Consider the following 26402-nt stretch of genomic DNA (forward strand, 5'->3'; position numbering starts at 1 on the left):
CCCTAACGGGGCCATACTCAAACCTTCGCCAGCGCCTGACTCCGGGACCTTGCAACGCGCTCGCGCGCACTGCAAGGCCCGGCCAAACAAGACTCTTTATCGCTGTGTATCGCTACGTCCCAGCCGACGCTTATTTGATCTGGGCTTCGGTGTAATAACCGCTGCCGACCAGCACCTGCTTCCAGTTGGAGGCATCGACGCTGACTGGCTTCAACAGGTAGGAAGGCACAATCTTGACGCCGTTGTTATACGTCTTGGTATCGTTGATGGCGGGCGTTTTACCGCTCAACATGGCGTCCACCATGCCGACCGTCACCTTGGCCAGTTCACGGGTGTCCTTGAACACGGTCTGGCGCTGTTCGCCGCGCACGATGGATTTCACCGACGGCACTTCAGCGTCCTGCCCGGTCACCACCGGCATCGGCGACTTCGGCGTGCCGTAGCCGACACCCTTGAGCGACGACAGGATGCCGATGCTGATGCCGTCATACGGCGACAGCACTGCATCCACATGGGCGTTGCCGTAGTAGGCGCTGAGCAGGTTGTCCATGCGCGCCTGGGCTACCGCGCCATCCCAGCGCAAGGTCGAGACCTTGTCCATGCCGGTCTGCTTGCTGCGCACCACCAGCTTGCCTTTATCGATATACGGCTGCAGCACCGACATCGCGCCGTTGTAGAAGAAGAAAGCATTGTTGTCATCGGCCGAACCGCCGAACAGTTCGATATTGAACGGTCCTTTGCCTTCCTTCAGGCCCAGTGTCTTTTCGATATAGCCGGCTTGCAGCACGCCGACCTGGAAATTGTCGAAGGTGGCATAGTAGTCGACGTTCTTGGAGCCGCGGATCAGGCGGTCATAAGCGATGACCTTGATGCCCTTGTCGGCGGCTTTTTGCAGAGCGTTGGACAAGGTAGTGCCGTCAATCGCAGCGATCACCAGCACCTTGACGCCCTTGGTCACCATGTTCTCGATCTGCGCCAGCTGGTTTGGAATGTCGTCTTCAGCGTATTGCAGGTCGGTCTTGTAGCCTTTTTCCTTGAACACCTTGACCATATTGTCGCCGTCGGCGATCCAGCGCGCGGAAGATTTGGTCGGCATCGAAATGCCGATCGGACCTTTTTCCTGTGCGCCTGCCTGGGACACCAGGCCGAACGCGCCAATCAACAATCCAACAACCGTTGTTTTAATCAATTTCACAGCTTGTCTCCTTTAGTTATTTTGATCTTGCGCCTAAACATTGTGATGCACCTGCATTGACTGCCTGCGCCGTTGCCGGGTAACAGTCAATATAGACCTTTCCTGATGAAATTCCTCACTATCTTACGAACATCATCGATATCAAACAAATGAATTTTTTCGTATTTTCGATATCGCTTTAGATATTCATACGATGTGGACGAAAATTGTATCGAAGGCTTTCCGCCACCAATCCCAAGAGAATAAATACCGAAGCCAGTGTAAAAACACTTGGCTAGTCTTACTAATCACTTTTTTATCACAACTGATATCCATTTAGATATCAATGACAGGAAGATGGCCGGCAGCGGCAGCGGCAAGCAGTACTTATTCAGGACCAGCTGCGGCAGTAAGCCAGGAACTGCATCAGCCGCAGCGACAGGATCTTGTGCTTGCTGTGGATCAGGTAGAAATGCCGGTGCAATCTCGGCAGCGATGTCTTCAGCTCCACCAATCGTCCGCTTTGCAGGAAATCGGCCACCACGGCATGCGACAGGCAGCTGATGCCGAGGCCGGCGGCGGTTGCGTGCTTGATGGCTTCCGAATTGCCGAATTCATAACTTTGGCGCAAGTAATGCAAATGCGGCAGCAAGGCTTGCTCGACCGCTTCACGCGTGCCGGAGCCCGGCTCGCGCAATAGCCATTCGGCCTCGCGCAACTGCGCCACGCCTGCTTTCTTGTCGCTGACGGCCAAGGCATGCTGCGGCGAAGCGACCACCAGCAATTCATCCACCATCCACGGCTCCACCTGCAGGTCGGCGGCGTGGCTGGGGCCTTCGATCAGGCCGACGTCGACTTCAAAATTGACCACGGCGGCGACGATGTCGGCGGTATTGGCTATCGTCACCCGCACTTGCAACTCGCCATGCTGCTGGCGGTAAGCCGCGACCAGCGAGGGCAGCAGATAACTGCCGATGGTGGTGCTGGAGCCGATCTGCAGGCTGCCGCCCTGCGCCATGCCTGGCGTCAGGAACTGCTGTTCTATGGTCTTGGCGGCATCCACCACCTGCCCCGCCTGCGGCAACAGCAGGCGCCCGTTGTCATTCAGGATCAGGCGTTTGCCGACGCGGTCGAACAGACGGCAGTCCAGCAGGTTTTCCAGCTCGTTCAGGGCGGCGCTGGCCGCCGACTGCGACAACGCGACCTGTTCGGCGGCGGCAGTGGTGCTGCCGGACTGGGCTATCGCCAGGAAAATCTGCAACTGCCTGATGGTGAGGCGCATCTTGGACCAGCCTTTGTCTGGAACAGCGAGTATCGCTGAGGGGAAATATCAACCAATCTATTATCTACTTATAAAACAGGTAGATTATACAAAATTAATCTGTTTTTCTTTTAGATATCAAATCGCTATAGTGGTTTCCATGGCGGCACGGCCGCATCTGAATTGGACATCCTGGTGAATACCCCTACATTAACCGCAACCAGCCCGGTCAAAGCGCCGTTGCCCCTGCTGGCCGGACTGGCCATGAGCGCCCTGATTGCAGCAGCAGCGATCGCCGCCGCCAGGATCGACTGGCTGCAGGCGCACGGCTTCAGCGCATTGACCCTGGCCATCGTGCTCGGCATGCTGGCCGGTAACCTCGGCTATCAACGGATCGCTCGCTCCTGCGCCGCCGGCGTCAATTTTTCCAAGCAAAACCTGCTGCGGCTGGGCATCATCCTGTACGGTTTCCGGCTGACGTTCCAGGATATCGGCCACGTCGGGCTGAGCGGCGTGCTGATCGACGCGATGGTCCTGTGCTCCACCTTCGGCATGGCGCTGCTGCTCGGCACCCGCGTGTTCAAGCTGGATCGCGAGACCGCCATGCTGATCGGCGCCGGCAGCTCGATCTGCGGCGCGGCCGCCGTGATGGCTACCGAGCCGGTGCTGCGAGCCAGGCCGGCCCAGGTGACAGTGGCCGTGGCGACCGTAGTGGTGTTCGGTTCGCTGGCGATCTTTCTTTATCCGCTGCTGTACCAGCTGAATCTGCATTGGCAATTCCTGGCCGCTTCGCCGCAAGCCTACGGCATCTATACCGGCTCGACCGTGCACGAAGTCGCCCAGGTGGTGGCCGCGGCCCGCGCTATCAGCCCCGATGCGGCCAATACGGCGGTGATCACCAAGATGGTGAGGGTGATGATGCTGGCGCCGTTCCTGATGCTGCTGTCGGCCTATCTATCCAGGAAAGGCAAGGCAGGCGGCGCCGCAAAAGGCCGCGGCCTGGCGATTCCCTGGTTTGCCTTCGGCTTTGTGGCGATCGTGGCGTTCAATTCGCTGAGCCTGCTGCCGGCTGCGCTGGTGTCGCATGTCAACGATGCCGACAATGTATTGCTGGCAATGGCGATGGCAGCGCTCGGCATATCCACCCATTTTTCCTCGCTGCGCACCGCAGGAGTGAAGCCGCTGGTTTTCGCGGCGGTATTGTTCGGCTGGCTGATCGCTGGCGGCGCCATGATCAACATGCTGGTGTTGCGCTGGCTGGCCTGATAAAAAAAGGCGGGGAAGCGCACTCGCCTCCCCGCCCATGCTGTCAGCTATTGCTGCTCAGCCGTTCATTTGCCAACGATCAGAACTTGTGGCGCAGGCCCACACGCAATACGTTCTGGCTGCTGTCGTCCGCTGGCGCGCTGCTGTATGCAGCATTGATCACGCCTGGGTTGTTGACATCGTTGGCGCGCTGGTTGGTGTACAAAGCGTACACGTCAGTGCGTTTCGACAGGAAGTAATCCACGCCCAGGTTCAGCTGGGTAGTCTTGCCCTTGGTCGGACCGGTAGTCTTGCGGCTGAGGTCGGCGCGGTCATAGATCACGCTGGCCAGCAGGTGCAGGTTGCCGGTCAGCGAATAATCGACGCCCAGGTCGAAAATGTTGGCCTTGGTCGCGGTAGTGATGTTGACCAGGCCGGTCGCTGCCAGCGCCGAAGCCAGCGGACGCTTGGTTTGCGACCATGCGCCGTAGATCTTGGCCGGGCCGGCCTGGTAGCTGGCGCCGAGGGTGAAAGTCTTGAGGTCGGTATCGCCAGCCTTGCTTGGCAGCGCATCGGCAGCCAGTTTGGTCTGGAAGTAACCGAGGCCGACGCCGAACGGGCCGTTCGCATAGTTGCCTGCCAGGCCGAACGATTGGCCTGCCGAGGTTTGGCCGGCGACTTCGCCGAAACCGTAGAACAGGCTGCCGGTGAAGCCGCTCAGGTTCGCGCTGTCATAGCGGATCGAATTATTGGCGCGGACGCCGCCGACGCGGTCCAGGTTATTGAAATGGCCGGCTTTGATGCCGTTGCTGCCGAATGTCTGCACCGACGTATATTTGCTGCCGATGTCGTCCAGGTAATCGGTCTGGCGGCCGAGGGTGACGGTGCCGAAACTGCCGGACAGGCCGACTACCGCTTTACGGTCAAACAATGTATTGGCGGTTGCGAGCGAGCCGTCGTCCGCATTGAAACCGTTTTCCAGCTGGAAAACCGCTTTCAGGCCGCCGCCCAGGTCTTCCGTCCCCCGGAAGCCGATGCGGGAAGTCGCCATGTCGCCGGAATCCAGGCTGATGCGGCTATCGTTTTTTGGACCGACTTTGCTGGTGTAAGTAAGGCCGGCATCGATCACGCCATAGATGGTGACGTTGGTTTGTGCTTGTGCATTGGCGCCGATCAGGCCGAGGGCGGCCAGTGCAAATACAGTCTTTTTCATTTCTACCCTTTGTAATATGTAAGTTGTCTTATCCCGGTGTCCTGCCTGAATATTTTGGCAACATGTATTAGCAATGTTACTAATTGTTACAAGCTGAACGGCCTAGATAATACCTATTCATACAAAAATTGCATTGATTTCCGAGGGTTTCTTAGAAAGAAAAATAAAATTTAGGTGAAGTTGACGATTTATGTTGTTTTTTAGCAGTTGTTTATGACATTTATGACTCAGCATATGCATTATTTGAGTTTACACAGGGTCATCGCCGGAATCGTGGCGCAGGATGTGGAATGGCCGGTGATGGCGCTGTTACATATATCCATTTGGAAATAAATTATCCATCCAGCATACGGCTTGCAGAATAGCGGTAGCCAGGATATTTATTTCTAAGCAACAAACTTCTGGAATTTTCTCTGCAAAAGAAAAAGGGCCCGAAACTCGGGCCCTTCTCAACACTGCACGACTGCAAGATCAGAATTTCAGCGTCTTTACGCCATCCGGCGTTCCCAGCAAGCAGACATCCGCTCCCTGCTGCGCAAACAAGCCGACCGTCACCACCCCGGTGATCTGGTTGATCTGCCGCTCCAGTTCGATCGGATCGGTGATTTTCAGGTCGACCATGTCGATGATCACGCAGCCATTGTCGGTAATCAGCGGCTTGCCGTCCTTGAAGCGCAAACGCGGTTCGCCGCCCAGCTTGATCAGCTTGCGCGCCACTACCGCCTGCGCCATCGGGATCACTTCGATCGGCAGCGGAAACTTGCCAAGCACCTTGACCAGCTTGGAGCCGTCGGCGATGCATATGAATTTCTCGGCCACCGAGGCCACGATCTTTTCACGCGTCAAGGCCGCACCGCCGCCTTTGATCATGGCGCCCTGCTCGGTGATTTCGTCGGCGCCGTCGATGTAGACGGGCATGGTCGCGACCTGGTTCAGGTCGTACACCTCGATGTCGTGCGCCCGCAGCCGCGCCGCGGTCGCTTCCGAGGAAGCCACCGCCCCCTTGATGCGGTGCTTGATCTTGGCCAGTTCATCAATGAAAAAATTGGCGGTCGAACCGGTGCCGACACCGACAATCTGGCCGTCCACCACGTATTTGATTGCTTCGCGGGCAACAGCTTGCTTGAGTTCGTCCTGGGTCATGGCAGTCATGGCTTTGTCTTGAAAAAGAAGTAAAGGCGCTATTTTAACCAAACGCAGCGGCGGATTCGGAAAACAGCACCCTGGTCCGCCGATCTCAGTGATTTTCGTCGGGCTGCTGTTCCATCGTTTCACGCAGCGCGATTTGCAGTTTCGAGTGCAGTTTCACAAACCGCTGCCATAACATCAGCACCAGCGCCGCCGCTGCCACCAGCACCAGGATCAGCAGGTTGGTCGGCGGCAGGATGCGGCTGCTGAGCGCGGCGATCATCAACATGATACCGATGATGGACACCACCGGGATCACCTCGGCAATCACGCGCCTTACCGCATGGCTGTGGGATCCGGCCCATTCGGGCCTGACGCTGATTTCCGCCAGCAGCATGCTCAGCGCATGCAGCTTGCGATAGGTGGCGATCAGGAAAGGCAATGAAACCAGCAGCGCTCCGCCCCACACTATCGCATTCTGCACCTGCGCGTCCGCCACCCAGGCCGACATGCGGCTGCCGAGCGCCTCGGCAAAATAGCCGCCGATGATGAAAATCGCCACCACCAGCGCCAGGTTCACCACCACCTGCAGCAGGATGCGGCGGATGATGCGCGACAGTTCAGCGCGATCGCCCTGCGGCTGCAAGCTGTCCAGCCAGGTTGAATACATGCCGAATACCGACGCCATTTTCCGCGGCATGGCCTGCGCCAGGCGGGTGGACAGCGGATCGGCCAGCTTGATCAGGTAGGGCGTCAGCAAGGTGGTCACGGCGGAAACCGCGACCACGGTCGGATAGAGGAAATCGCTGGTGACTTTCAGGCTGACGCCAAGCGCCGCAATGATGAAAGAAAATTCGCCGATCTGCGACAGGCCCATGCCGACCCGCATCGAAGTGCGGCCGTCATGGCCCGACAGGAAAGTTGCCAGGCCGCAGCTGACCACCTTGCCCAGCACCACGGCCACCGTGATCACTCCGATCGGCAGCCAGTACTGGGCCAGGATGGAGGGATTGAACAGCAGCCCGATGGCGACGAAAAAGATGGCGCTGAACATGTCGCGCACCGGTTCGATCAGGCGTTCAATCTGGTGCAGGTGGCGCGACTCAGCCATCACCGCGCCGATGATGAAAGCGCCCAGCGCCACGCTGTACTGCATTTTCATGACCAGCAGGCAAAAACCGAAACACAGGCCGAGCACAGTCACCAGCAACATTTCCTTGCTCTTGAAGCGAGCCACGTAATCAAGCAGGCGCGGCACCACCAGGATGCCGGCCACCAGCGACACGATCATGAACAGCACCAGCTTGCCGATGGTGACCGCGGCGTCGCCGGCATCCACCGAACCACTGGTCGCGACGCCCGACAGCAAGGCGATCATGCCGATCGCCAGCACATCCTCGACGATCAGGATGCCGAAAATCAGCTGGGCGAATTTCTCGCGTTTCATGCCCAGTTCATTGAGCGCCTTGACGATGATGGTGGTCGACGACACCGACAGCATGGCGCCGAGGAATACCGCGTCCATCGTTTTCCAGCCGAAATAGATCCCGATCTCGTAACCGACCCACAGCATCAGCGTAATCTCCGCCAGGGCTGCCACAAAAGCCGTGGCGCCGACCTTGCCAAGTTTCTTCAGGCTGAATTCCAGGCCCAGCGAAAACAGCAGGAAGATTACGCCCAGTTCGGCCAGGATCTGGATCGTGCGTTCATCCGTGATCAGGGAAAACGGCGGCGTATGCGGCCCGATGATGACGCCGGCGACGATGTAGCCAAGCACCACCGGCTGCTTGAAACGGTTGAACAGCACTGTCACGACGCCAGCGATCAGCATGATCACGGCCAGGTCCTGGATAAACGTTTCTACCGCATGGTGCATGGATGGGTTTCCGAAGTAAGCGAATTGGGGAGACGCACAGACAGCAGCGGCGGAGATGCGCCGCGATGCAAGGCTGCGATGGACCAGGCACGGCAGGCAGCAACCCCGTCGCGCTTGGTTTTCTTGCAATTATATATTGACGGCAATCGCCCGCGCCGTATCGGATTCCTCGGCATCGGATGCAGGCTTGCCGCTTACCTGTTGCGGTAAAAGCGGCGGCTCAATCGTCGTGGCCGGGATCCAGCTCGGGGAACAGCACTTCGGTGTAACCGAAGCGCGTGAAATCCTTGATCCGCATCGGATACAGGATGCCGTTCAGGTGATCGCACTCATGCTGCACGACACGCGCATGGAAACCGTCGACATCGCGGCTGATGGCGGCGCCAGACTGGTCGAAGCCTTCGTAGTGCAAACTGGTCCAGCGCGGCACCACGCCGCGCAGCCCGGGCACCGACAGGCAACCTTCCCAGCCGTCTTCGATTTCGTCGGAAAGCGGACGCAGCACCGGATTGATCAGCACCGTTTCCGGCACCGCCGGCGCATCCGGGTAGCGCACGTTGTTCTTGAAACCGAAAATCACCAGCTGCAGGTTGACGCCGATCTGCGGCGCCGCCAGGCCGGCGCCGTTGACTGCATGCATGGTGTCGAACATGTCGGCGACCAGCGCCTCCAGCTCAGGCGTGCCGAAAGCGGTGACAGGCTCGGCTTGCCGCAGCAGGCGCGGATCGCCCATTTTCAGGATTTCACGAACGGTCATGATGCAGTCTCTGGTTAGTCTGGAACGGAGGGGGGGGTTATTTAAACTGCTTCAGGTACTCGGCAAATTCGGCGCCGGTTTCCGGATGCTTCAGGCCCATCGCCAGCGTCGCTTTCAGGTAACCCAGCTTGGAGCCGCAATCATAGCGCTGGCCGGCGTAGCGATAGGCCAGCACGCGTTCCTTTTTCATCAGCGCGGCAATGCCGTCGGTCAGCTGGATCTCGCCGCCGGCGCCCTTGCCCAATCCTTCCAGGCAATCGAAAATGCCATTGGTCAGCACGTAGCGTCCGACCACCGCCAGGGTGGATGGCGCCTGGTCAGGCTGCGGTTTTTCAACGATGCTGTTGACCTTTTCCAGGTCCTTTTTATACGCATCGATGCTGACGATCCCGTATTGCTTGGTGTCGGCGCGCGGCACGTCCTGCACGGCCAGCAAGCTCGATTTTTCGGTGGCGAAGATATCGGTCATCTGCGCCAGCACAGGCTTGTGCCCGGCCGCCACGTCCATGAAATCGTCGGCCAGCAACACTGCAAACGGATCATCGCCGACCACCGGACGCGCGCACAGCACCGCGTGTCCCAGGCCCAGCATTTCCGACTGGCGGATGAAAATGCAGTTGATATGCTTGGGAATGACGTTTTGCACCAGTTCCAGCAAGCGTTCCTTGCCGGCCGCCTCCAGTTCGGTTTCCAGTTCGTAGGCTTTGTCGAAGTGATCTTCGATCGCGCGCTTGTTGCGGCCTGTAATGAACACCATGTCGGTGATGCCGGCGGCGACCGCTTCTTCCACCGCATACTGAATCAAGGGCTTGTCGACGATGGGCAGCATTTCTTTAGGCTGGGCCTTGGTGGCCGGCAGGAATCGGCTGCCCAGGCCGGCGACGGGAAATACGGCTTTTCTAATCTTGGTCATGATCGCTTTCTAAAAGAGTGCGGAATCCGTCCTCATCCAGGATAGGGATGTTCAGTTCTTCCGCTTTAGTCAGTTTGCTGCCGGCCTCGGCGCCCGCGACCACATAGCTGGTCTTCTTGGAAACCGAACCTGTCACTTTGCCGCCTGCCGCCTCAATCATGGCAGCGGCGGCATCGCGCGTCAGGGTCGGCAGGCTGCCGGTCAGCACGAAGGTCTTGCCTAACAAGAACTTGGACCCGCCGGCAGCCGGCAAGTTCTCCGGCCAGTGGATACCGGCCGCGCGCAGCTGCTCGACCAGTTCCCGGTTGAGCGGATCGGCAAAGAAAGCGAGCAATGACCGTGCCACCACAGGACCGATATCGGCAACCTCCAGCAACTGCTCTTCGGAAGCCTGCAGCAAGCCGTCGATATTGCCGAAATGCGCCGCCAGCTCTTTCGCCGTCGCCTCGCCGACATGGCGGATGCCGAGCGCATAAACGAAGCGCCCCAGCGTGGTCGACTTCGATTTTTCCAGCGCGGACATGACATTCTGCGCCGACTTGTCGGCCATGCGGTCCAGCGCCGCCAGCTTCACCAGGCCCAGCTTGTACAGGTCGGCCGCAGTATGGATGATATCGCGGTCAACCAGCTGTTCGATCAGCTGGTCGCCCAAGCCTTCGATATCCATCGCCCGGCGCGATGCAAAGTGCTGCAAGCCGCCCTTGCGCTGCGCTGCGCATTTCACCCAGCCTCCGGAACAGCGCGCGATAGCTTCATCCTCCAGCTTGACGATGGCGGAACCGCAAATCGGGCACTCGCTCGGCATGACAAACGGCTGCGCATCCGCCGGCCGCAGTTCCGGCACAAAGGACACCACTTCCGGAATCACGTCGCCGGCACGGCGCACGATCACGGTGTCGCCGATATGGATATCCTTGCGCCGCACCTCGTCTTCATTGTGCAGGGTGGCGTTGGTTACCGTGACGCCGCCGACAAACACCGGCGCCAGGCGCGCCACCGGGGTGACGGCGCCGGTACGGCCGATCTGCACTTCAATGCCTAGCACCTGAGTAGTGGCTTCTTCCGCCGGGAATTTATGCGCCAGCGCAAAACGCGGCGCGCGCGACACGAACCCCAGCGTCTGCTGCTGCAGCAAACGATTCACCTTGTAGACCACGCCGTCGATTTCGTAGGGCAGCTGCGCGCGCTTGCTGCCGATATCGCGGAAGAAGTCCAGCAGGCCGTTGGCGCCTTTGACGATGCCGCGCTCCTTGCACACCGGCAGTCCGAGCTGGCTGTACCAGTCGAGCAGCGCCGAATGCGACGGCGGCATCTCGGCGCCTTCCAGCGCGCCGATGCCGTAGGCGAAAAAGCGCAGGGTGCGTTGCGCGGTGATGCGCGAATCGAGCTGCCGTAAACTGCCGGCTGCGGCGTTGCGCGGATTGGCGAACTCTTTCATCTCCGCTTCGCGCTGGCGGGCGTTGAGTTTGGCGAAATCGTCCTTGAACATCAGCACTTCGCCGCGCACGTCCAGCACCTTCGGCGGATGCTCGGCATGCAGCCGCAGCGGAATCGCACGCACGGTGCGGATGTTGCTGGTGACGTTTTCGCCGGTGGTGCCGTCGCCGCGGGTGGCGGCTTGCACCAGCACGCCGTCTTCGTAGCGCAGGTTGATGGCGAGGCCGTCGAACTTCAGTTCGGCGGCGTACTCGATATCGCTGTCAACCTGGGTGTCGAGGCCATCCCTGACACGGCGGTCGAATTCAACGATATCGTTGTCTTCAAAGCCGTTGCCCAGGGACAGCATGGGTATCGAATGCGTCACCTGCTCAAACAGCGGCAGCGGCGCAGCGCCCACGCGCTGGGTCGGCGAATCCGGCGTATTGAGTTCCGGATGCGCCAGTTCCAGCGCCTGCAGTTCGCGGAACAGCTGGTCGTATTCGGCATCCGGAATCGAGGGATTGTCGAGCACGTAGTAAGAGTGGTTGTGGCGGTTCAGCTCGGCCGCCAGCCAGGCCGCGCGCGCACGCCATTCGGCGGCCTCGGGAGCATTTCCCGGACCGCCTGCTTGTGATGATAGTGAAGACATAGTTAACTGAATAGACGCAAAGCCCGAATCGAGCCGGCTGGAATTTCAGCGGCATCCATTTCACGGTAAAAGGCATCGACCTGGCCGGCAATCTCGGCCAGCTGGACATCGGCCAGGGGCTGGTTGCTGTCGTCGACCAGCACGCCGCCGAGGCGCGCCGCCAACGAACGTGCGCAGGCCACCATGGCGCCGTAGCCGTCGCGGTCAGGCGCAACCCGCGGCACGTCGAGCAGCAAGGTCAGGCGGCTGGTGGTTTCCGCCACCGCGCTGGCATTGGTGGACAAGGAGAACAGCAAGCCGCCCTCGCCGTCCGACATCACCATGCGGCCCTCCGGCCGAGCGTCGAACCCCTGGCGGGTCAGCGCCGCCAGCAAGGTGCTGATGGCCCACGGGGCGCCGTTGGACTGGATATTCACGCCCAGCTGGGCATCGTGTTCCACCACGAACTGATGCAGGGAACGCGCCGTGTGCATCACTTCCGACATGTCCGGCAAATCCGGCTCGGCGCCGAGGTCGTCGGCGATCTGGCGCAAACGGGTGACCAGCTCGGAATATTCGATTTCGTTCAGCGGATTGGTGCGGTTGGCCAGCTGCACGCCGGCCAGCAAGGTGCTGTAGATGCCGCCGTGCGCCACCGGCTCCCACTCGCCGTTGGCGTCTTCGCCGATGAAATGGATAGGCTTGTTGCCGACATGGCGTAGGGTTTGCAGCGCCGGCAAGGCTTTGTCGCCGCGCACCGGCGCTTCCAGCGCCAGCGGAATCGCGCAATCGATCAGTTCGTCCACCGGCAGGTCCTTGCGTGCCGCAGGCGCCGCGGCAGTTGCCGGATTGCCGAGCTGCGGCTCGATGGCCTGCTGCTCCGCGCTCTGCTCCAGGTCATCGCGCGGCAGCGCGTCGGCGTCAAGCTCGCTGTCGAACAATTTCGGTTCATGCCGGGCCGGCGCTTCACCACTGTCTTTCCCGGCGGCTTTGCCGGGGGTCATCAGGACATCGTCATGCGATCCTGAAAACGCCCGCTCGACACTCTTCTTGGCTTTGTATTCCTGCCACTTGTTATAGGAAATGACGCCGACAAGAAACGCGCCTCCGATGATAAACAGGCTTGCTTGTAAATCTGTCATTCTGCTGATGCCTTAATAGCGGACGCTGCCGAGCAAGCGGCGAACGCGCTGTGAATTCGCGATTGAAATCGAGGACTGGTCATTGATTGAATCCGAGGAAAAAACACTTCTAAAATAGTTGTCAGTGACCGCGTATATGGTTATTTCTTATTTAAAACCCAAAGTACTCCCCATCAAAACCATTTTTTCTTATAAAAACAATACAAGTATTACTGTATATACCGCCAACGTAAAAATATTGAGACAATTTTTTACAATATATTGCATTACGACCAGAAATTCAGCTTAGTGGCGTCTAAAAAAGTTGTCAAGCAGGCCAAGCTTCGATGACAGCCCGCCGGCGGCCTTGGTTTTCCGCTTAAGCTGCCACGGCGTCGCTGGCAAAACTCCTCGCCGCTTCCATGTCGACCGCCACAATCCGCGACACGCCCTGCTCCTGCATCGTCACCCCGATCAGCTGCTGCGCCATTTCCATCGCGATCTTGTTATGCGAAATGAACAGGAACTGGGTATTGGCCGACATCCGCTTCACCATGTTGCAGAAACGTTCGGTATTGGCATCGTCGAGCGGCGCATCGACCTCGTCCAGCAGGCAGAACGGCGCCGGATTCAGCTGGAACATCGAAAACACCAGGGCCGTCGCGGTGAGCGCTTTTTCACCGCCGGACAGCAGGTGGATCGTTGCATTCTTCTTGCCCGGCGGCTGCGCCATGACCTGCACGCCGGAGTCGAGGATTTCGTCGCCGGTCATGATCAGCTTGGCCTGGCCGCCGCCGAACAGGATCGGGAACAGCTCGGCGAAATGGTGGTTGACCTTGTCGAACGTATCTTGCAGCAGGTCGCGCGTTTCCTTGTCGATCTTGTGGATTGCATCCTGCAGCGTATTGATGGCTTCGGTCAGGTCGGCGTTTTGCGCATCCAGGAAATTCTTCCGCTCGGACGCCTGCGCCAGCTCATCCAGCGCCGCCAGGTTGACCGCGCCCAGGCTAGCGATGGCATTGGTCAGGCGGGTAACTTCGCCCTGCAGATACGATGGCCGCATTTCGGCGGTCAGCTTCTCGCTCAAGGCGGCTTCGTCGGCCTGCGCTTCGAGCAGCTGCTGCACGTACTGTTCCTGGTTCAGGCGCGCGGCCTGCTCTTTCAGCTGCAATTCCATGATGCGCTCGCGCTGCGGCTGCAGGCTGCGCTCGGCTTGCAAGCGTGTTTCTTCATGCTGGCGCAGGTTCTGCGACACCTGGTCCAGCTCGTGGCGGGTATCGGCCAGCGCGCGTTCCTGTTCGCTGCGCTTGTCCAGCAGATCCTGCAGGCCGGCTTGCGCCGCCTGGTCGTCCAGGCTTTCCAGTTCCAGGTGGCCCTGCTGCATGTTGGCGAACAGCTGCGCCGCCTGCTCCAGCGCGGTGGCGATGCTGCGCTTGAGTTCTTCGATCTTGTTGCGATGGGATTTTTCAGCGAACTCGGCTTCTTGCGCCGCACGCTCCATCTCGCGCAGGCGCTGGCGCGCATCGTTAAGCTGCTGTTCTTTGCCGAGGTAGTCGGTCTGCCCGTCTTCATGCTTTTCCTGCAGCTCCGCCAGTTCCATGTCCAGCTGCTCGAACTTGGCTTCCGATTCCATCTTGACCTGCTGCTGCTCGCTTTCCTGCGCGGCGATTTCAGCCAGGTCGGAAGCAATTTGCGAGCTGCGCTGGTTAAAGCGCTCCTGCAGCTCGGACAATTTCATGACATCGATCTGCAAACCGTGCACGGCCTGCGTCAGGCCGGCATGGCGCTGGCGCATTTCCTGCAAACGCTGGGTGGCTTGCGACAGCGCCGCTTCAGCGCGCACCGAACGCGAGCGGGCTTCGTCGGCCAGCATCTGCTGCGCGCGCAGCTGCTTGGTGATGTTTTCGATTTCCTGCTGGCGCGCCAGCATGCCGTCCTGCTCCGAATCGGAAGCATAGAAACGCACGCCGGTCTTGCTGATGACGTGACCCTGGCGCGTGACGAAGCTGGCTCCCAGCGGCAGTTTGCTGCGCTCGGCAAAGGCGGTCACGGTGTCGTCGGCGGCGTAGAAATTGTGGAGCCAGTCCTGCATCAATACCCGCAAACCCGGATCGTTCAGCTGCAGCAGGTTCAGGAAGGGCTTGAGGCCGGCGGGTGCTTCAATATTGCCGGCCGGCGCCACGCCGTTCGGCGAGAACAGGGCCAGTTTGGCCGGCGGCGCATCGTTGAAGAAGGCTTTGGCCCAATCCAGGTTCGACATCTCCAGCGCCGAAGTACGTTCGCGCAGCACCGATTCCAGCGCGGTTTCCCAGCCGCCGTCGATATGCAGTTTTTGCCACAGGCGCGGCAATCCTGCCAGCTCGTGCTTTTGCAGCCAAGGCTGCACCTTGCCTTCGGTCTGTACGCTTTCCTGCAATTGCTTGAGCGCCGTCAGGCGCGCTTCCAGCTGCGCGTTGTTGGCGCTTTCGGTGTTCACCTGCTGCTGCGCGTCGCGCCGCTCTTCTTCCAGGCGCGGCTGCTGTTCCTGTACTTCTTCCAGCTGCATGCTGACTTCTTCCAGCCCGGCCTGCTTCTCTTCGAGCTGCATGCGCAGGTTGGTCAGGTGCGCATTGTCCGGCAGGTTCAAGCCGTTCTTTTCCTGCGCCAGGCGTTCGCGCCGGCTGCCCAGGCCGTTCAGGATATTCGAGGCGTTGCGCTGGTGGGTGGATTCCAGTTCAATCTGCTGCTGGATCTGCATGATCTGGCCGCGCGACTCGGTGCTCTTCAGCTGCGCCTCGCGCCAGCTCTGCTCCAGCGCCGGCAGCTGGTCGTTGTGCTGCTGCGACGCTACTTGCGATTGCTCGACCCGCGCCGCCAGTTCTTCCAGGTGCATCTCGGCCTCGACCAGGTCGTCCTGGAACTGGCTGCCCTGGCGCTGCCACTGGTCGCGCTGCGCGGTCAGGGAATTGAGCTGGGACTGCAGGCGGTTGCGCGACTCGATGACAAACTTGATCTGCGCTTCCAGGCTGCCGATTTCGGAATTGGTCTGGTACAGATGGCCTTGCGCCTGGTGCATGCGGTCGCCGGCGGCATAGTGCGCCTGGCGCATGTGCTCCAGCTCGGTTTCGACATGGCGCAGCTTGGCGGTCTGCTCTTCCAGGTCGAGCTGGGCTTTTTCAATATCGCGGAAATGTTTTTCCTGCTCGGTCTTGGCCTCGTTCTTGCGCAGCAGCCACAGCAGTTTCTGCTTTTCTTCCTGGTCGCCTTGCAGCTCATGGAATTTCTGGGCGACGGCCGCCTGCGACTGCAGCTTCTCCAGGTTGGCGTTGAGCTCGCGCAGGATGTCTTCGACCCGCACCAGGTTTTCGCGGGTATCGTTGAGCCGGTTCTCGGTTTCGCGGCGGCGTTCCTTGTACTTGGAAACGCCGGCGGCCTCTTCCAGGAAAATCCGCAACTCTTCCGGACGCGCCTCGATGATGCGCGAAATCATGCCCTGGCCGATGATCGCGTAAGCGCGCGGGCCGAGGCCGGTGCCGAGGAAGATATCCTGGATGTCGCGCCGCCGCACCGCCTGGTTGTTGATGTAATAAGTGGACGTGCCGTCCCGCGTCAAGGTGCGCTTGACGGCGATTTCCGCATACTGGCTCCATTGCCCCGCGGCTTTGCCGAGGCCGTTGTCGAACACCAGCTCGACCGATGAACGGCCAGCCGGCTTGCGGTGCGACGAACCGTTGAAAATGACGTCCTGCATCGATTCGCCGCGCAGCTCGGAAGCCTTGGATTCACCCAGGACCCAGCGCACCGCATCGATGATGTTGGACTTGCCGCAGCCATTAGGTCCGACCACGCCGACCAGCTGGCCGGGGACCTGGAAATTGGTGGGATCGACGAAAGACTTGAATCCTGATAATTTAATGGAGGTTAGACGCACGTTATCGACAGTTCTTATCAAAGTCGGCGAAAAAGCAGCCGCCACACTTCACACTATAAAAACGAGGAAAAACCTCGCAGGAGGTCCACATCATAACATTCCGCCCCGCCATATATGCGATCCGATGGCCGTCATGGGCCGGAAATATGATTGTTACTTTAACGGCAAAACCTGTGCCGATTAACAGACCGCCGCACAAGAAGGATGAGTTTCCATTTTGTAGACGCAGCGCCAAAAAAGTTCAAGAAGACAATGGAAAGCCGAAAAAATCATGCGGAATCTGCTTTTCTCATTCGCAAAACCCGGCAATGCCAGCGATCAAAGCCGCACTTCTGTATATAATGCAAACAGCGCAATCCTGCCTTTTGCAGCCGTTTTTCCCTTTCCATTTTTGTTATTCATCCGTCCTTATTTGCCAACCGCCACGTGAATCCATTACTAGACCGGCTGCAGCCGTATCCGTTTGAAAAACTGCGCGCCCTATTCGCCGGCGTCACGCCTAATCCTGCGTACCAGCCCATCAGCCTGGGAATAGGCGAACCCAAGCACCCGACCCCGAAATTCATCCAGCAAGCCCTGGCCGACAACCTGAACGGCCTCGCAAGCTATCCGAGCACCATCGGCGCGGAACCCTTGCGGGCGGCGATTGCCGGCTGGCTGGAGCGCCGCTATGGCTTGCCGCCGCTCGATCCGGCCAGCCAGATTCTGCCGGTTAACGGTTCGCGCGAGGCGCTGTTCGCGCTGGCGCAGACGGTGGTCGATCCGGCCCAGCAGGATGCGCTGGTGATGTGTCCCAATCCGTTTTACCAGATCTATGAAGGCGCGGCTTACCTGGCCGGCGCCCAGCCGTATTTCGTCAATTCCGACCCGGACCGCAACTTCGCCCCGGATTATCGCGGCGTGCCGGACGATGTCTGGCCGCGCGTCAAGCTGCTGTACCTGTGCTCCCCCGGCAATCCGACCGGCGCCGTGCTGTCGCTGGAGGACTGGAAAGAACTGTTTGCGCTGTCGGACCGCCACGGTTTCGTGATCGCCGCCGACGAGTGCTATTCCGAGATTTATTTCAAGCCGGAAGCGCCGCTGGGCGGGCTGCAGGCGGCACACATGCTGGGCCGTGAGGGTTATCCGCGCCTGATCGCCTTTTCCAGCCTGTCGAAACGCTCCAACGTGCCGGGCATGCGCTCCGGTTTCGTCGCCGGCGACGCCGCCATCCTGAAGAAATTCCTGCTGTATCGTACTTATCACGGCGGCGCCATGAGCCCGCCGGTGCAAGCGGCTTCGGTCGCCGCCTGGAACGACGAAACCCACGTCGTCGAAAACCGCGCCAAATACATGGCTAAATTTCAACAAGTCACCCCCGTGCTGCAAACCGTGCTGGATGTGGCGCTGCCGGACGCCGGCTTTTACCTGTGGGCCAAGGTAGGCAGCAAGGACAACAAGTCGGCAGCAATCTCCGATACCGACTTCGCCAAGCGGCTGTATGCCGAATATAATGTAACGGTATTGCCCGGCAGCTATCTGGCGCGCGACGCCCATGGCAGCAATCCGGGCCGGCAACGCATCCGCATGGCGTTGGTGGCGGAAGTCGAGGAGTGCCTGGAGGCGGCGCAACGCATCGCAGCGTTTTGCCGAGGCCTCTAGCCTGCGGCTCTGGGCAGCCTGATCCTGCGTATTGCGCCATGGCGATGTACTTTATGCGCCGTCATGGTCAAATTCATGTTTTTAAACTTTCAATCAACGAATAATCATGACTCAATCCTTGCAAGCATTTATCGACCAAGCCTGGGAACAGCGCACCGAATTCTCGCCTAAGACAGCGCCGGCCGACGTCCGCGAAGCCGTCGCCAAGGTCATCGCCGAACTCAACCAGGGCACATTGCGCGTCGCCGAAAAAACCGACGGCAACTGGGTGGTCAACCAATGGATCAAGAAAGCCGTGCTGCTGTCGTTCCGCCTGGAAGACAACCTGCCGATGCCGGCCGGCGACAACATGCAGTTCTACGACAAGGTGCCCACCAAGTTCGCCAGCTACACCGCGGAAGATTTCGCCAAGGGCGGTTTCCGCGTGGTGCCGCCGGCGGTTGCCCGCCATGGCAGCTTCATCGGTAAGAACGTCGTGCTGATGCCGTCCTATGTCAACATCGGCGCGTATGTCGATGAAGGCACCATGGTCGACACCTGGGCTACGGTCGGATCCTGCGCCCAGATCGGCAAGAACGTCCACCTGTCCGGCGGCGTCGGCATCGGCGGCGTGCTGGAACCGATGCAGGCCAACCCGACCATCATCGAAGACAACTGCTTCATCGGCGCCCGCTCGGAAATCGTCGAAGGCGTGATCGTTGAAGAAAACTCGGTGATCTCGATGGGTGTCTACATCGGCCAGTCGACCAAGATCTATGACCGCGCCACCGGCGAAGTCACTTACGGCCGCATCCCGTCGGGTTCGGTGGTGGTGTCGGGCAGCCTGCCTTCGGCGGACGGCAAATACAGCCTGTATTGCGCGGTTATCGTCAAGCGCGTCGACGCCAAGACGCGCGCCAAGACCGGCATCAACGAACTGCTGCGCGAAGCCTGATTCAGGCAGGCCCGGGCTTGACGTAAAAATACGCAAGCCCGTTGCAATTTCATAATAATAATTTGCACTTTTCTTGCACCGAGGAGTTTTTTGATGGCAATGGATCGCTTGTTTCGTCTGATGCAGGAGAAGGAAGCATCGGACATGTTCTTGGCGCCGGGTTCGCCGATTCATCTCAAGATCAAGGGCCAGATGGTCCCGGTCAACCAGCAGACCATGGACGACAACACGATCCAGATGCTGCTGAAGGAAGTGCTGCCGGCCGACCGCCTGCAGGAACTGGAGCGCAACAACGAACTGAACCTCGGTTTGCCGGTGGCCGGCGTCGGCAGTTTCCGGCTGTCGGCGTTCCGCCAGCGCGGCAGCATCTCGGCCGTGATCCGCTATATTCCGTATGAAATCCCGCCTTTTGAAGAATTGCGCCTGCCGCCTGCCCTGACCGAGCTGATAGGCCGCAAGCGCGGCTTGCTGCTGGTGGTCGGCGCCACCGGTTCCGGCAAGTCGACCACCATCGCATCGATGCTGGACTACCGCAACAAGACCCAGGCGGGCCATATCCTGACCCTGGAAGATCCTATCGAATTCCTGTTCCAGAGCCATCGCTCGATCGTCAACCAGCGTGAAATCGGCAGCGACACCACCGACCTCAACGGCGCCCTGAAGAACGCCTTGCGGCAGGCGCCGGACTGCATCCTGATCGGCGAAATCCGCGACAAGGCCACCATGTCGGCCGCCATGGCCTACGCCCAGTCGGGCCACCTGGTGGTATCAACGCTGCATGCCAACAATACCTATCGCGCGCTGAACCGCATCATCAGTTTTTACCCGCTGGAAAACCGGCCGGCGCTGCTGGAAGACCTGGCCTCGACCCTGGCGGCGATCGTGTCGCAGCGGCTGGTCACCACCGTCACCGGCGAACGCACGCCGGCGGTGGAAATCATGCTCAACACCCGCCACGTTTCCGAACTGATCGAAGAAGACAACATCAGCCAGATCAAGGAAGCGATGGAGAAGAGCCTGGCGCCTGGCTCGCAGACCTTCGAGCAAGCGCTGATGCAACTGATCGACGACGGCATCATCACCCAGGACGAAGCGCTGGCGCACGCCGATTCGCCAAGCAACCTGTACTGGCTGATCAACAACCACACGCCAAGCTCTAAAAAGAACTCAGTGCCGGTGCTGCCGGAACCGGAGCGCGTCGAAGGAGCAACCTTCACCGAATTCACGCTCGACCTGTAAACACTTTCACCCGCACGCAATCCATGGCAATTACTCTGTACGGCATTCCCAACTGCGACACGGTCAAGAAAGCCCGCACCTGGCTCGAAGACCAAGAAATCGCGTACACGTTCCACAATTTCAAGAAAGACGGCGTCAGCGCAGAGCTGGTCGCCACCTGGCTGAAGGACATTCCCTGGGATACCCTGGTCAACCGCAAGGGCACTACCTGGCGCGGCCTGCCGGAACAGCGGCGTAACGGCATCACGGACGGCATCAGCGCCACTCCCTTGATGCTGGAACTGCCGTCCATCATCAAGCGGCCGGTGCTGTTCACCGGCAAGCAAGCGTATGTCGGCTTTTCGGATGCGCTGTACCAAGAGATATTCAGCCAATAAACGCAACGAATAAGTTCGGCCAACAAGCTCCACACAAGACACAACAGAAATGCCGCACACAACCACAATGAGCAAGCATAGCAAAACCCTGGCGCTGGCCGAACAGCTGATCGCCCTGTCGTCCGTCACGCCGCAAGACAAAGGCTGCCAGGCGCTCCTGATCGAACTGCTGGCGCCGCTCGGTTTTGCCTGCGAAACCATCCAGTCGGGCGACGTCACCAACCTGTGGGCGCGCAAGGGCACGACGCGGCCGCTGCTGGTGTTTGCCGGCCATACCGACGTGGTGCCGACCGGCCCGCGCGAACAATGGCAATCCGATCCTTTCCTGCCCAGCCACCGCGACGGCAAGCTGTACGGCCGCGGCGCCGCCGACATGAAAACCTCGATTGCAGCGATGGTGGTGGCAGTGGAAGAATTCACCCAAACCCGTCCAGGCCATTCCGGCTCCATCGCCTTCCTGATCACCAGCGATGAAGAAGGCCCGGCGACCGACGGCACCGTGGTGGTCTGCGAAAAGCTCAAGGCGCGCGGCGAACAGCTCGACTATTGCATCGTCGGCGAACCGACCTCCAGTTCGACGCTCGGCGACATGATCAAGAACGGCCGCCGCGGCACCATGTCCGGCAAGCTCACGGTGAAGGGCATACAGGGCCACATCGCCTATCCGCAGCTGGCAAAGAACCCGATCCACCTGGCGGCTCCGGCCCTGGCGGAACTGGCCGCCGAAAAATGGGACGAAGCCAACGAATATTACCTGCCGACTTCCTGGCAGATGTCGAATATCCACGGCGGCACCGGCGCCTCCAATGTGATCCCGGGCGAAGTGGTGATCGATTTCAACTTCCGCTTTTCCACCGCCAGCACCGTCGAAGGCTTGCAACAAAGAGTGCATGCGATCCTGGACAAGCACGGCCTCGAATACACCCTAGCCTGGACCGTAGGCGGCCGGCCGTTCCTGACGCCGCGCGGCGCGCTGAGCGACGCCATCGCCTCCGCCATCAAGGCCGAAACCGGCATCAATACCGAGCTGTCCACCACCGGCGGCACCTCGGATGGACGTTTCATCGCCCAGATCTGCCCGCAGGTGATCGAATTCGGGCCGCCCAACGCCAGCATCCACAAGATCGACGAACATGTTGAAGTGCAGTTCATCGATCCGCTGAAAAACATCTACCGCCGTACGCTGGAGAACCTGTTGCCGCCAGCCGCGGCATAAGAGCTCGGGCGCACGATCCGGCCCTTCCCAAACTGGACGGCAGCCATGCCCAAGCCCGGCTGGCCGGCTTTATCCTGCAACAAGAACAACAGAAAACGCTCGAATTCAAGGATAAGGACGGCTGGCGCATCGACACTCCCCACGCGCTGCGCACAGAGGCGGCCGATCATGTCCGGAATGCCTTGGACACACTCAGATATAATGCGGTCTTGACCAAATCCTGACAAGATGGCGCCGATACCCGGCTTATTAAGCCGGCCGCGCCCATCCAGCCTGGCATTTCCGTTAGAATCCGCCTGACATTTGCAAAGCGCCACGCCCAGGCGCTGCATCACCAGCCTTACTTTTACTGCCCGTGCCATGACACCACAATCCTTTACCACTATCCGCGACTTGCTGCGCTATGCAGTGACCCGTTTCAATACTGCCGGCCTGTTCTTCGGCCATGGCAGCAGCAACGCGCTGGACGAGGCGGCCTACCTGATCCTGCATACGCTGAAGCTGCCGCTGGACAAGATTGAACCGTTCTTTGACGCCCGCCTGCTGCCGTATGAAATCGACGCCGTGCTGCAGGTCATCGAAAGGCGCAGCACCGATCGCGTTCCTGCCGCCTACATCACCAATGAAGCCTGGCTGGGCGACTACCGGTTCTATGTCGACCAGCGCGTGATCGTGCCGCGCTCGTTCATCGCGGAACTGATTCCCGACCATTTCTCGCCGTGGCTGCAAGACCCCGAGGCGGTCAGCAACATACTGGAACTGTGCACCGGCTCCGGCTGCCTGCCGATCATGCTGGCGGACGCATTCCCGCAAGCGCACGTCGATACCGCGGACATCTCGGCCGATGCGCTGGCCGTGGCGCGCCGCAATGTCGATGACTACGAACTGCAGGATCGCATCACGCTGATCGAATCCGACCTCTACAGCAAGGTGCCGGCCAAAAAATACGACCTGATCGTCACCAATCCGCCGTATGTCAATTCCGATTCGATGGGCAAGCTGCCGCCGGAATACCTGCGTGAACCGCACATTGCCCTGGCCGGCGGCGACGACGGCATGGACCTGGTGCGCAAGATTGTCGCCGGCGCCAGGCAGCGCCTCACCGCAAACGGCGTGCTGGTGGTCGAAATCGGCAACGAGCGCGCCTTCGCCGAAGCGGCATTCCCGGACCTGGAAATGACCTGGGTCTCGACCAGCGCCGGCGACGACATGGTATTCCTGCTGACCGCAGACCAGCTGCCGTAAGCGGCACGGGCGCGGCGCCCCGATAACAGTCAATAAGCAACGCAAGATCATCACGACCTGCATGTCGTTTCAACCACATGCATGGCCACTCATTTAGCAAGATAGTTAGCAGATAGCAGACATGATACGTTTTCAACAAGTTTCCCTGATGCGCGGCATCAAGCCTTTGCTCGACAATGTCGACGTCACCCTCAACCCGGGCGACAAGATCGGCCTGATCGGCGCCAACGGCGCCGGCAAGTCCAGCCTGTTCGGACTGCTGCGCGGGGAACTCCATGCCGACCTGGGCGAGATCGACTTCCCGTCGAAATGGCGCATGGCCTACGTTGCCCAGGAAACCCCGGCGCTGGACCGCTCGGCGATTGAATACGCTATCGACGGCGACGTCACCCTGCGCCGGCTGGAAGAAGAACTGGCGTTCCTTGAAAGCGAACCGGAAAGCACCTCCAACGGCATCCTGATCGGCGAACTGTACAGCGCCCTGGCCGATGCCGATGCCTACACGGTGCGTTCGCGCGCCGAACAGCTGCTGACCGGCCTCGGCTTCTCGCTGGCGCAGATGGACCAGCCGGTAGCCAGCTTCTCCGGCGGCTGGCGCATGCGCCTGAACCTGGCGCAGGCGCTGATGTGCCCATCCGACCTGCTGCTGCTCGATGAACCGACCAACCACTTGGACCTGGACGCCATCATCTGGCTGGAAGACTGGCTCAAGCGCTATCCCGGCACCCTGATCATCATCTCCCATGACCGAGATTTCCTGGACGGCGTGGTGAATGTGATCGTGCATATCGATGAACGCAAGCTGAAACGCTATTCGGGCAACTATTCCTCGTTCGAACGGCAACGTTCCGCGCAGCTGGAACTGGCGGCCGGCACCCTGGAAAAGCAGATGCGCCAGCGCGCCCACCTGGAGTCGTTCATCAACCGCTTCAAGGCCCAGGCCAGCAAGGCGCGCCAGGCGCAAAGCCGGATGAAAGCCCTGGCCAAGATGGAAGAACTGGCGCCGCTGCGCGCGGCGGCCGAGTTCTCTTTTGAATTCCGCGTGCCGCTGAGCGCGCCGAACCCGCTGCTGGTGATGGAAGATGTGAGCGCCGGCTATCGCACCGAAAGCGAGACCAGCCACGACGTCACTGAAAAAGTGATCGTCTCCGGCATCAACTTCTCGCTGCAGATCGGCCAGCGCATCGGCCTGCTGGGCGTCAACGGCGCCGGCAAGTCGACCTTCATCAAGACCATCGCGGAAGAACTCAAGCCGTTGCGCGGCGACGCCCAGTTCGGCAAAGGGCTGTCGATCGGCTACTTTGCCCAGCACCAGGTGGAAATGCTGCGCCATGACGAATCGCCACTGTGGCACATGGGCAAGATCGCGCCGACGGTACGCGAGCAGGAACTGCGCAATTTCCTCGGCAGCTTCAATTTCAACGGCGCCATGGTGACCAGTTCGATCGCACCGTTTTCCGGCGGCGAGAAAGCGCGCCTGGCGCTGGCGCTGATTGTCTGGCAGCGCCCCAACCTGCTGCTGCTGGATGAGCCGACCAACCACCTGGACCTGGAAACCCGCGAGGCCCTGACCATGGCGCTGGCGCAGTTCGAGGGCACGCTGGTGCTGGTGTCGCATGATCGCCACCTGCTGCGCGCCACTACCGACCAGTTCATCATCGTCGCCGACGGCAAGGTAGCGCCGTTCGACGGCGACCTCGACGATTACAAGGACTGGCTGTTCAAGACCAAGCTGGCGGCCAAGAACAGCGCCACCGATGCTGCGCTGCCAAAAGCCAGCAGCAAGGCCACCATCGCCAGTGCGGTAGCGCCGGCAGCCGCGGCTCCCGCCGACAGCGCCGACCGCCGCGAACAGAAACGCGCCGAAGCGGAAGCCCGGCAAAAGCTGGCGGCGCAGAAAAAGCCTATCGAAGCACGCATCAAGCGCCTCGACGAACAGATCGCCAAACGCAGCGCACAGAAGCATACTGTCGATACGCGCCTGGCCGATCCGGAAATCTACGATAAAGACAAGAAAAAGGAATTGGCGACGCTGCTCGCCGATCAGGCGTTTTACACCAAGGAACTGACGCAACTGGAGGCGGAATGGCTGGAACAGCAGGAAGCGCTGGAGCAACTGGGCAGCTAGGCGCAATGCAGGGCGGCAGCGAACGCCGTCCGCCAACCCTGAGCATCATCGGCTGCGGCAAGGTCGGCCGCACCCTGGGCCGGCTATGGCACGACAGCCGCGCTTTTTCCCTGCTCGACATCCTCAACCGCACCGCCGCCAGCGCACAAGAGGCCAGCGCCTTCATCGGCGCCGGCAGCGTAGCGGCTTCCTATGGCAGCCTGCGCAGCGCTGACGTCTACCTGGTCGCCGCCGGCGACGACCAGATCGCCGCTTGCTGCAGCGCCCTCGCCGCAGCCGGAAAATTGCAGCCAGGCAGCATCGTATTCCATTGCAGCGGCGCCCTGTCGTCGCTCGAACTCGCCGCTGCTTCCGACCATGGCGCTGCAGTCGCCAGCATCCACCCCATCCGCAGCTTTGCCGTGCCACAACAGGTAGCCGAGCATTTCACCGGCACCTGGTGCGGCTGCGAAGGCGACGCCGCCGCCCTCGCCGTCCTCGGCCCGGCGTTCAGCGCCATCGGCGCCCAGCTGGTGGATATCCGGCGTGAGCAAAAAACCCTGTACCACGCTGCCGCGGTGTTCGCCTCCAACTACCAGGTGACGCTGATAGACGTGGCGCAACAGGCTTACGTTGCAGCCGGCATTGCGCCTGAACTTGCCTTGCAGCTGATCGCGCCATTGCTGTCCGAAAGTGCGGCCAATGCCTTCAGGCTCGGTCCCGCCGCCGCCCTCACCGGCCCCATCGCGCGCGGCGACATGGCTACTGTCGCCAGGCAATACCAGGCAGTCCAGGAGTGGCGGCCACAGGTTGCCGGGCTGTACCAGCAGTTCGCTGCGTTGACTGCCGACCTGGCCCTGCGCAAGAAAAACGGCAAGCCGTAGCAAGCCAGAAATTGCGCAGACCGCCGATAGCTGATATTTTTCTGAAATGCAAAGACAAAAAATGCATATCGAGCGGCAAAACGGTCATTTCACATTTGCCGGGGAAAGCGCTTA

General features: G+C 60.2%; 20 protein-coding genes. 10 read left to right on the forward strand and 10 right to left on the reverse strand.

Annotated features, from left to right (window positions below; all coding sequences use genetic code 11):
- Positions 1-130 precede the first annotated feature (130 nt).
- On the reverse strand, positions 131-1189 hold the full coding sequence (gene chvE, locus V8G57_RS03600; protein ID WP_371326574.1) for a multiple monosaccharide ABC transporter substrate-binding protein: 1059 nt from the start codon (positions 1187-1189) through the stop codon (positions 131-133).
- Between the two features lie 376 nt (positions 1190-1565).
- Entirely contained in the window at positions 1566-2456 is an 891-nt protein-coding gene (locus tag V8G57_RS03605; RefSeq protein ID WP_342828222.1) for a LysR family transcriptional regulator, read from the reverse strand.
- Positions 2457-2630: 174 nt separating this feature from the next.
- Here V8G57_RS03605 and V8G57_RS03610 point away from each other — a divergent pair, with 174 nt between their 5' ends.
- The gene (locus V8G57_RS03610) at positions 2631-3701 is read left to right on the forward strand and encodes a YeiH family protein (protein WP_342828223.1); all 1071 of its coding nucleotides are present in this window, start codon (positions 2631-2633) and stop codon (positions 3699-3701) included.
- A 79-nt stretch (positions 3702-3780) separates the two neighbouring features.
- Here the strand turns inward: V8G57_RS03610 and V8G57_RS03615 are convergent, their stop codons facing one another.
- The 8 genes from V8G57_RS03615 to smc all read right to left on the reverse strand — a co-directional run bounded on the left by V8G57_RS03615 (position 3781) and on the right by smc (position 16645).
- Positions 3781-4893, reverse strand: coding sequence for a porin (locus V8G57_RS03615; RefSeq protein ID WP_092396396.1), 1113 nt, complete (start codon positions 4891-4893; stop codon positions 3781-3783).
- Positions 4894-5364: 471 nt separating this feature from the next.
- Positions 5365-6036 (reverse strand): ribose-5-phosphate isomerase RpiA, encoded by a 672-nt coding sequence (gene rpiA / locus V8G57_RS03620; RefSeq protein WP_092396528.1) that lies wholly within the window; start codon positions 6034-6036, stop codon positions 5365-5367.
- Between the two features lie 94 nt (positions 6037-6130).
- Entirely contained in the window at positions 6131-7897 is a 1767-nt protein-coding gene (locus V8G57_RS03625) for a cation:proton antiporter (protein ID WP_342828224.1), read from the reverse strand.
- A 220-nt stretch (positions 7898-8117) separates the two neighbouring features.
- A complete protein-coding gene (def, locus tag V8G57_RS03630) occupies positions 8118-8654 on the reverse strand; it encodes a peptide deformylase (protein ID WP_092396392.1) in 537 nt (178 codons plus the stop codon).
- A 37-nt stretch (positions 8655-8691) separates the two neighbouring features.
- Complete coding sequence (galU, locus tag V8G57_RS03635) at positions 8692-9567, reverse strand: UTP--glucose-1-phosphate uridylyltransferase GalU (RefSeq protein ID WP_092396390.1); 876 nt, start codon at positions 9565-9567, stop codon at positions 8692-8694.
- Positions 9554-11635, reverse strand: coding sequence for an NAD-dependent DNA ligase LigA (gene ligA / locus V8G57_RS03640; protein ID WP_342828226.1), 2082 nt, complete (start codon positions 11633-11635; stop codon positions 9554-9556). The genes galU and ligA overlap by 14 nt, the downstream gene beginning before the upstream one ends.
- 2 nt (positions 11636-11637) lie before the next feature.
- A complete protein-coding gene (locus tag V8G57_RS03645; RefSeq protein ID WP_144738805.1) occupies positions 11638-12756 on the reverse strand; it encodes a cell division protein ZipA C-terminal FtsZ-binding domain-containing protein in 1119 nt (372 codons plus the stop codon).
- Positions 12757-13114: 358 nt separating this feature from the next.
- Positions 13115-16645 carry a chromosome segregation protein SMC gene (smc, locus tag V8G57_RS03650; protein WP_342828227.1) on the reverse strand — a complete coding sequence of 1177 codons (3531 nt, stop codon included), beginning with the start codon at positions 16643-16645 and terminating at the stop codon, positions 13115-13117.
- A 426-nt stretch (positions 16646-17071) separates the two neighbouring features.
- On the opposite strand from smc, the gene dapC reads away from it, so the two are divergent.
- The 9 genes from dapC to V8G57_RS03695 all read left to right on the forward strand — a co-directional run bounded on the left by dapC (position 17072) and on the right by V8G57_RS03695 (position 26288).
- On the forward strand, positions 17072-18286 hold the full coding sequence (gene dapC, locus V8G57_RS03655; RefSeq protein ID WP_092396382.1) for a succinyldiaminopimelate transaminase: 1215 nt from the start codon (positions 17072-17074) through the stop codon (positions 18284-18286).
- Positions 18287-18392: 106 nt separating this feature from the next.
- On the forward strand, positions 18393-19220 hold the full coding sequence (dapD, locus tag V8G57_RS03660) for a 2,3,4,5-tetrahydropyridine-2,6-dicarboxylate N-succinyltransferase (RefSeq protein ID WP_092396380.1): 828 nt from the start codon (positions 18393-18395) through the stop codon (positions 19218-19220).
- 93 nt (positions 19221-19313) lie between these two features.
- Positions 19314-20459, forward strand: coding sequence for a PilT/PilU family type 4a pilus ATPase (locus V8G57_RS03665; protein ID WP_342828228.1), 1146 nt, complete (start codon positions 19314-19316; stop codon positions 20457-20459).
- Between the two features lie 23 nt (positions 20460-20482).
- Positions 20483-20836: an ArsC family reductase gene (locus V8G57_RS03670; RefSeq protein WP_092396376.1), complete on the forward strand. Its 354-nt coding sequence runs from the start codon at positions 20483-20485 to the stop codon at positions 20834-20836.
- A gap of 67 nt (positions 20837-20903) precedes the next feature.
- The gene (dapE, locus tag V8G57_RS03675; RefSeq protein ID WP_342828229.1) at positions 20904-22052 is read left to right on the forward strand and encodes a succinyl-diaminopimelate desuccinylase; all 1149 of its coding nucleotides are present in this window, start codon (positions 20904-20906) and stop codon (positions 22050-22052) included.
- Positions 22053-22126: 74 nt separating this feature from the next.
- Positions 22127-22276: a hypothetical protein gene (locus V8G57_RS26215; RefSeq protein ID WP_425458225.1), complete on the forward strand. Its 150-nt coding sequence runs from the start codon at positions 22127-22129 to the stop codon at positions 22274-22276.
- 136 nt (positions 22277-22412) lie between these two features.
- Positions 22413-23297: a 50S ribosomal protein L3 N(5)-glutamine methyltransferase gene (gene prmB / locus V8G57_RS03685; RefSeq protein ID WP_342828231.1), complete on the forward strand. Its 885-nt coding sequence runs from the start codon at positions 22413-22415 to the stop codon at positions 23295-23297.
- Between the two features lie 121 nt (positions 23298-23418).
- Positions 23419-25425 (forward strand): ATP-binding cassette domain-containing protein, encoded by a 2007-nt coding sequence (locus V8G57_RS03690; RefSeq protein WP_342828233.1) that lies wholly within the window; start codon positions 23419-23421, stop codon positions 25423-25425.
- On the forward strand, positions 25383-26288 hold the full coding sequence (locus tag V8G57_RS03695) for a Rossmann-like and DUF2520 domain-containing protein (RefSeq protein WP_342828234.1): 906 nt from the start codon (positions 25383-25385) through the stop codon (positions 26286-26288). Before V8G57_RS03690 ends, V8G57_RS03695 begins: the two co-directional genes overlap by 43 nt.
- Positions 26289-26402 lie beyond the last annotated feature (114 nt).

The sequence above is a fragment of the Collimonas rhizosphaerae genome (genome assembly GCF_038896935.1).
Classification (GTDB): domain Bacteria; phylum Pseudomonadota; class Gammaproteobacteria; order Burkholderiales; family Burkholderiaceae_D; genus Collimonas; species Collimonas rhizosphaerae.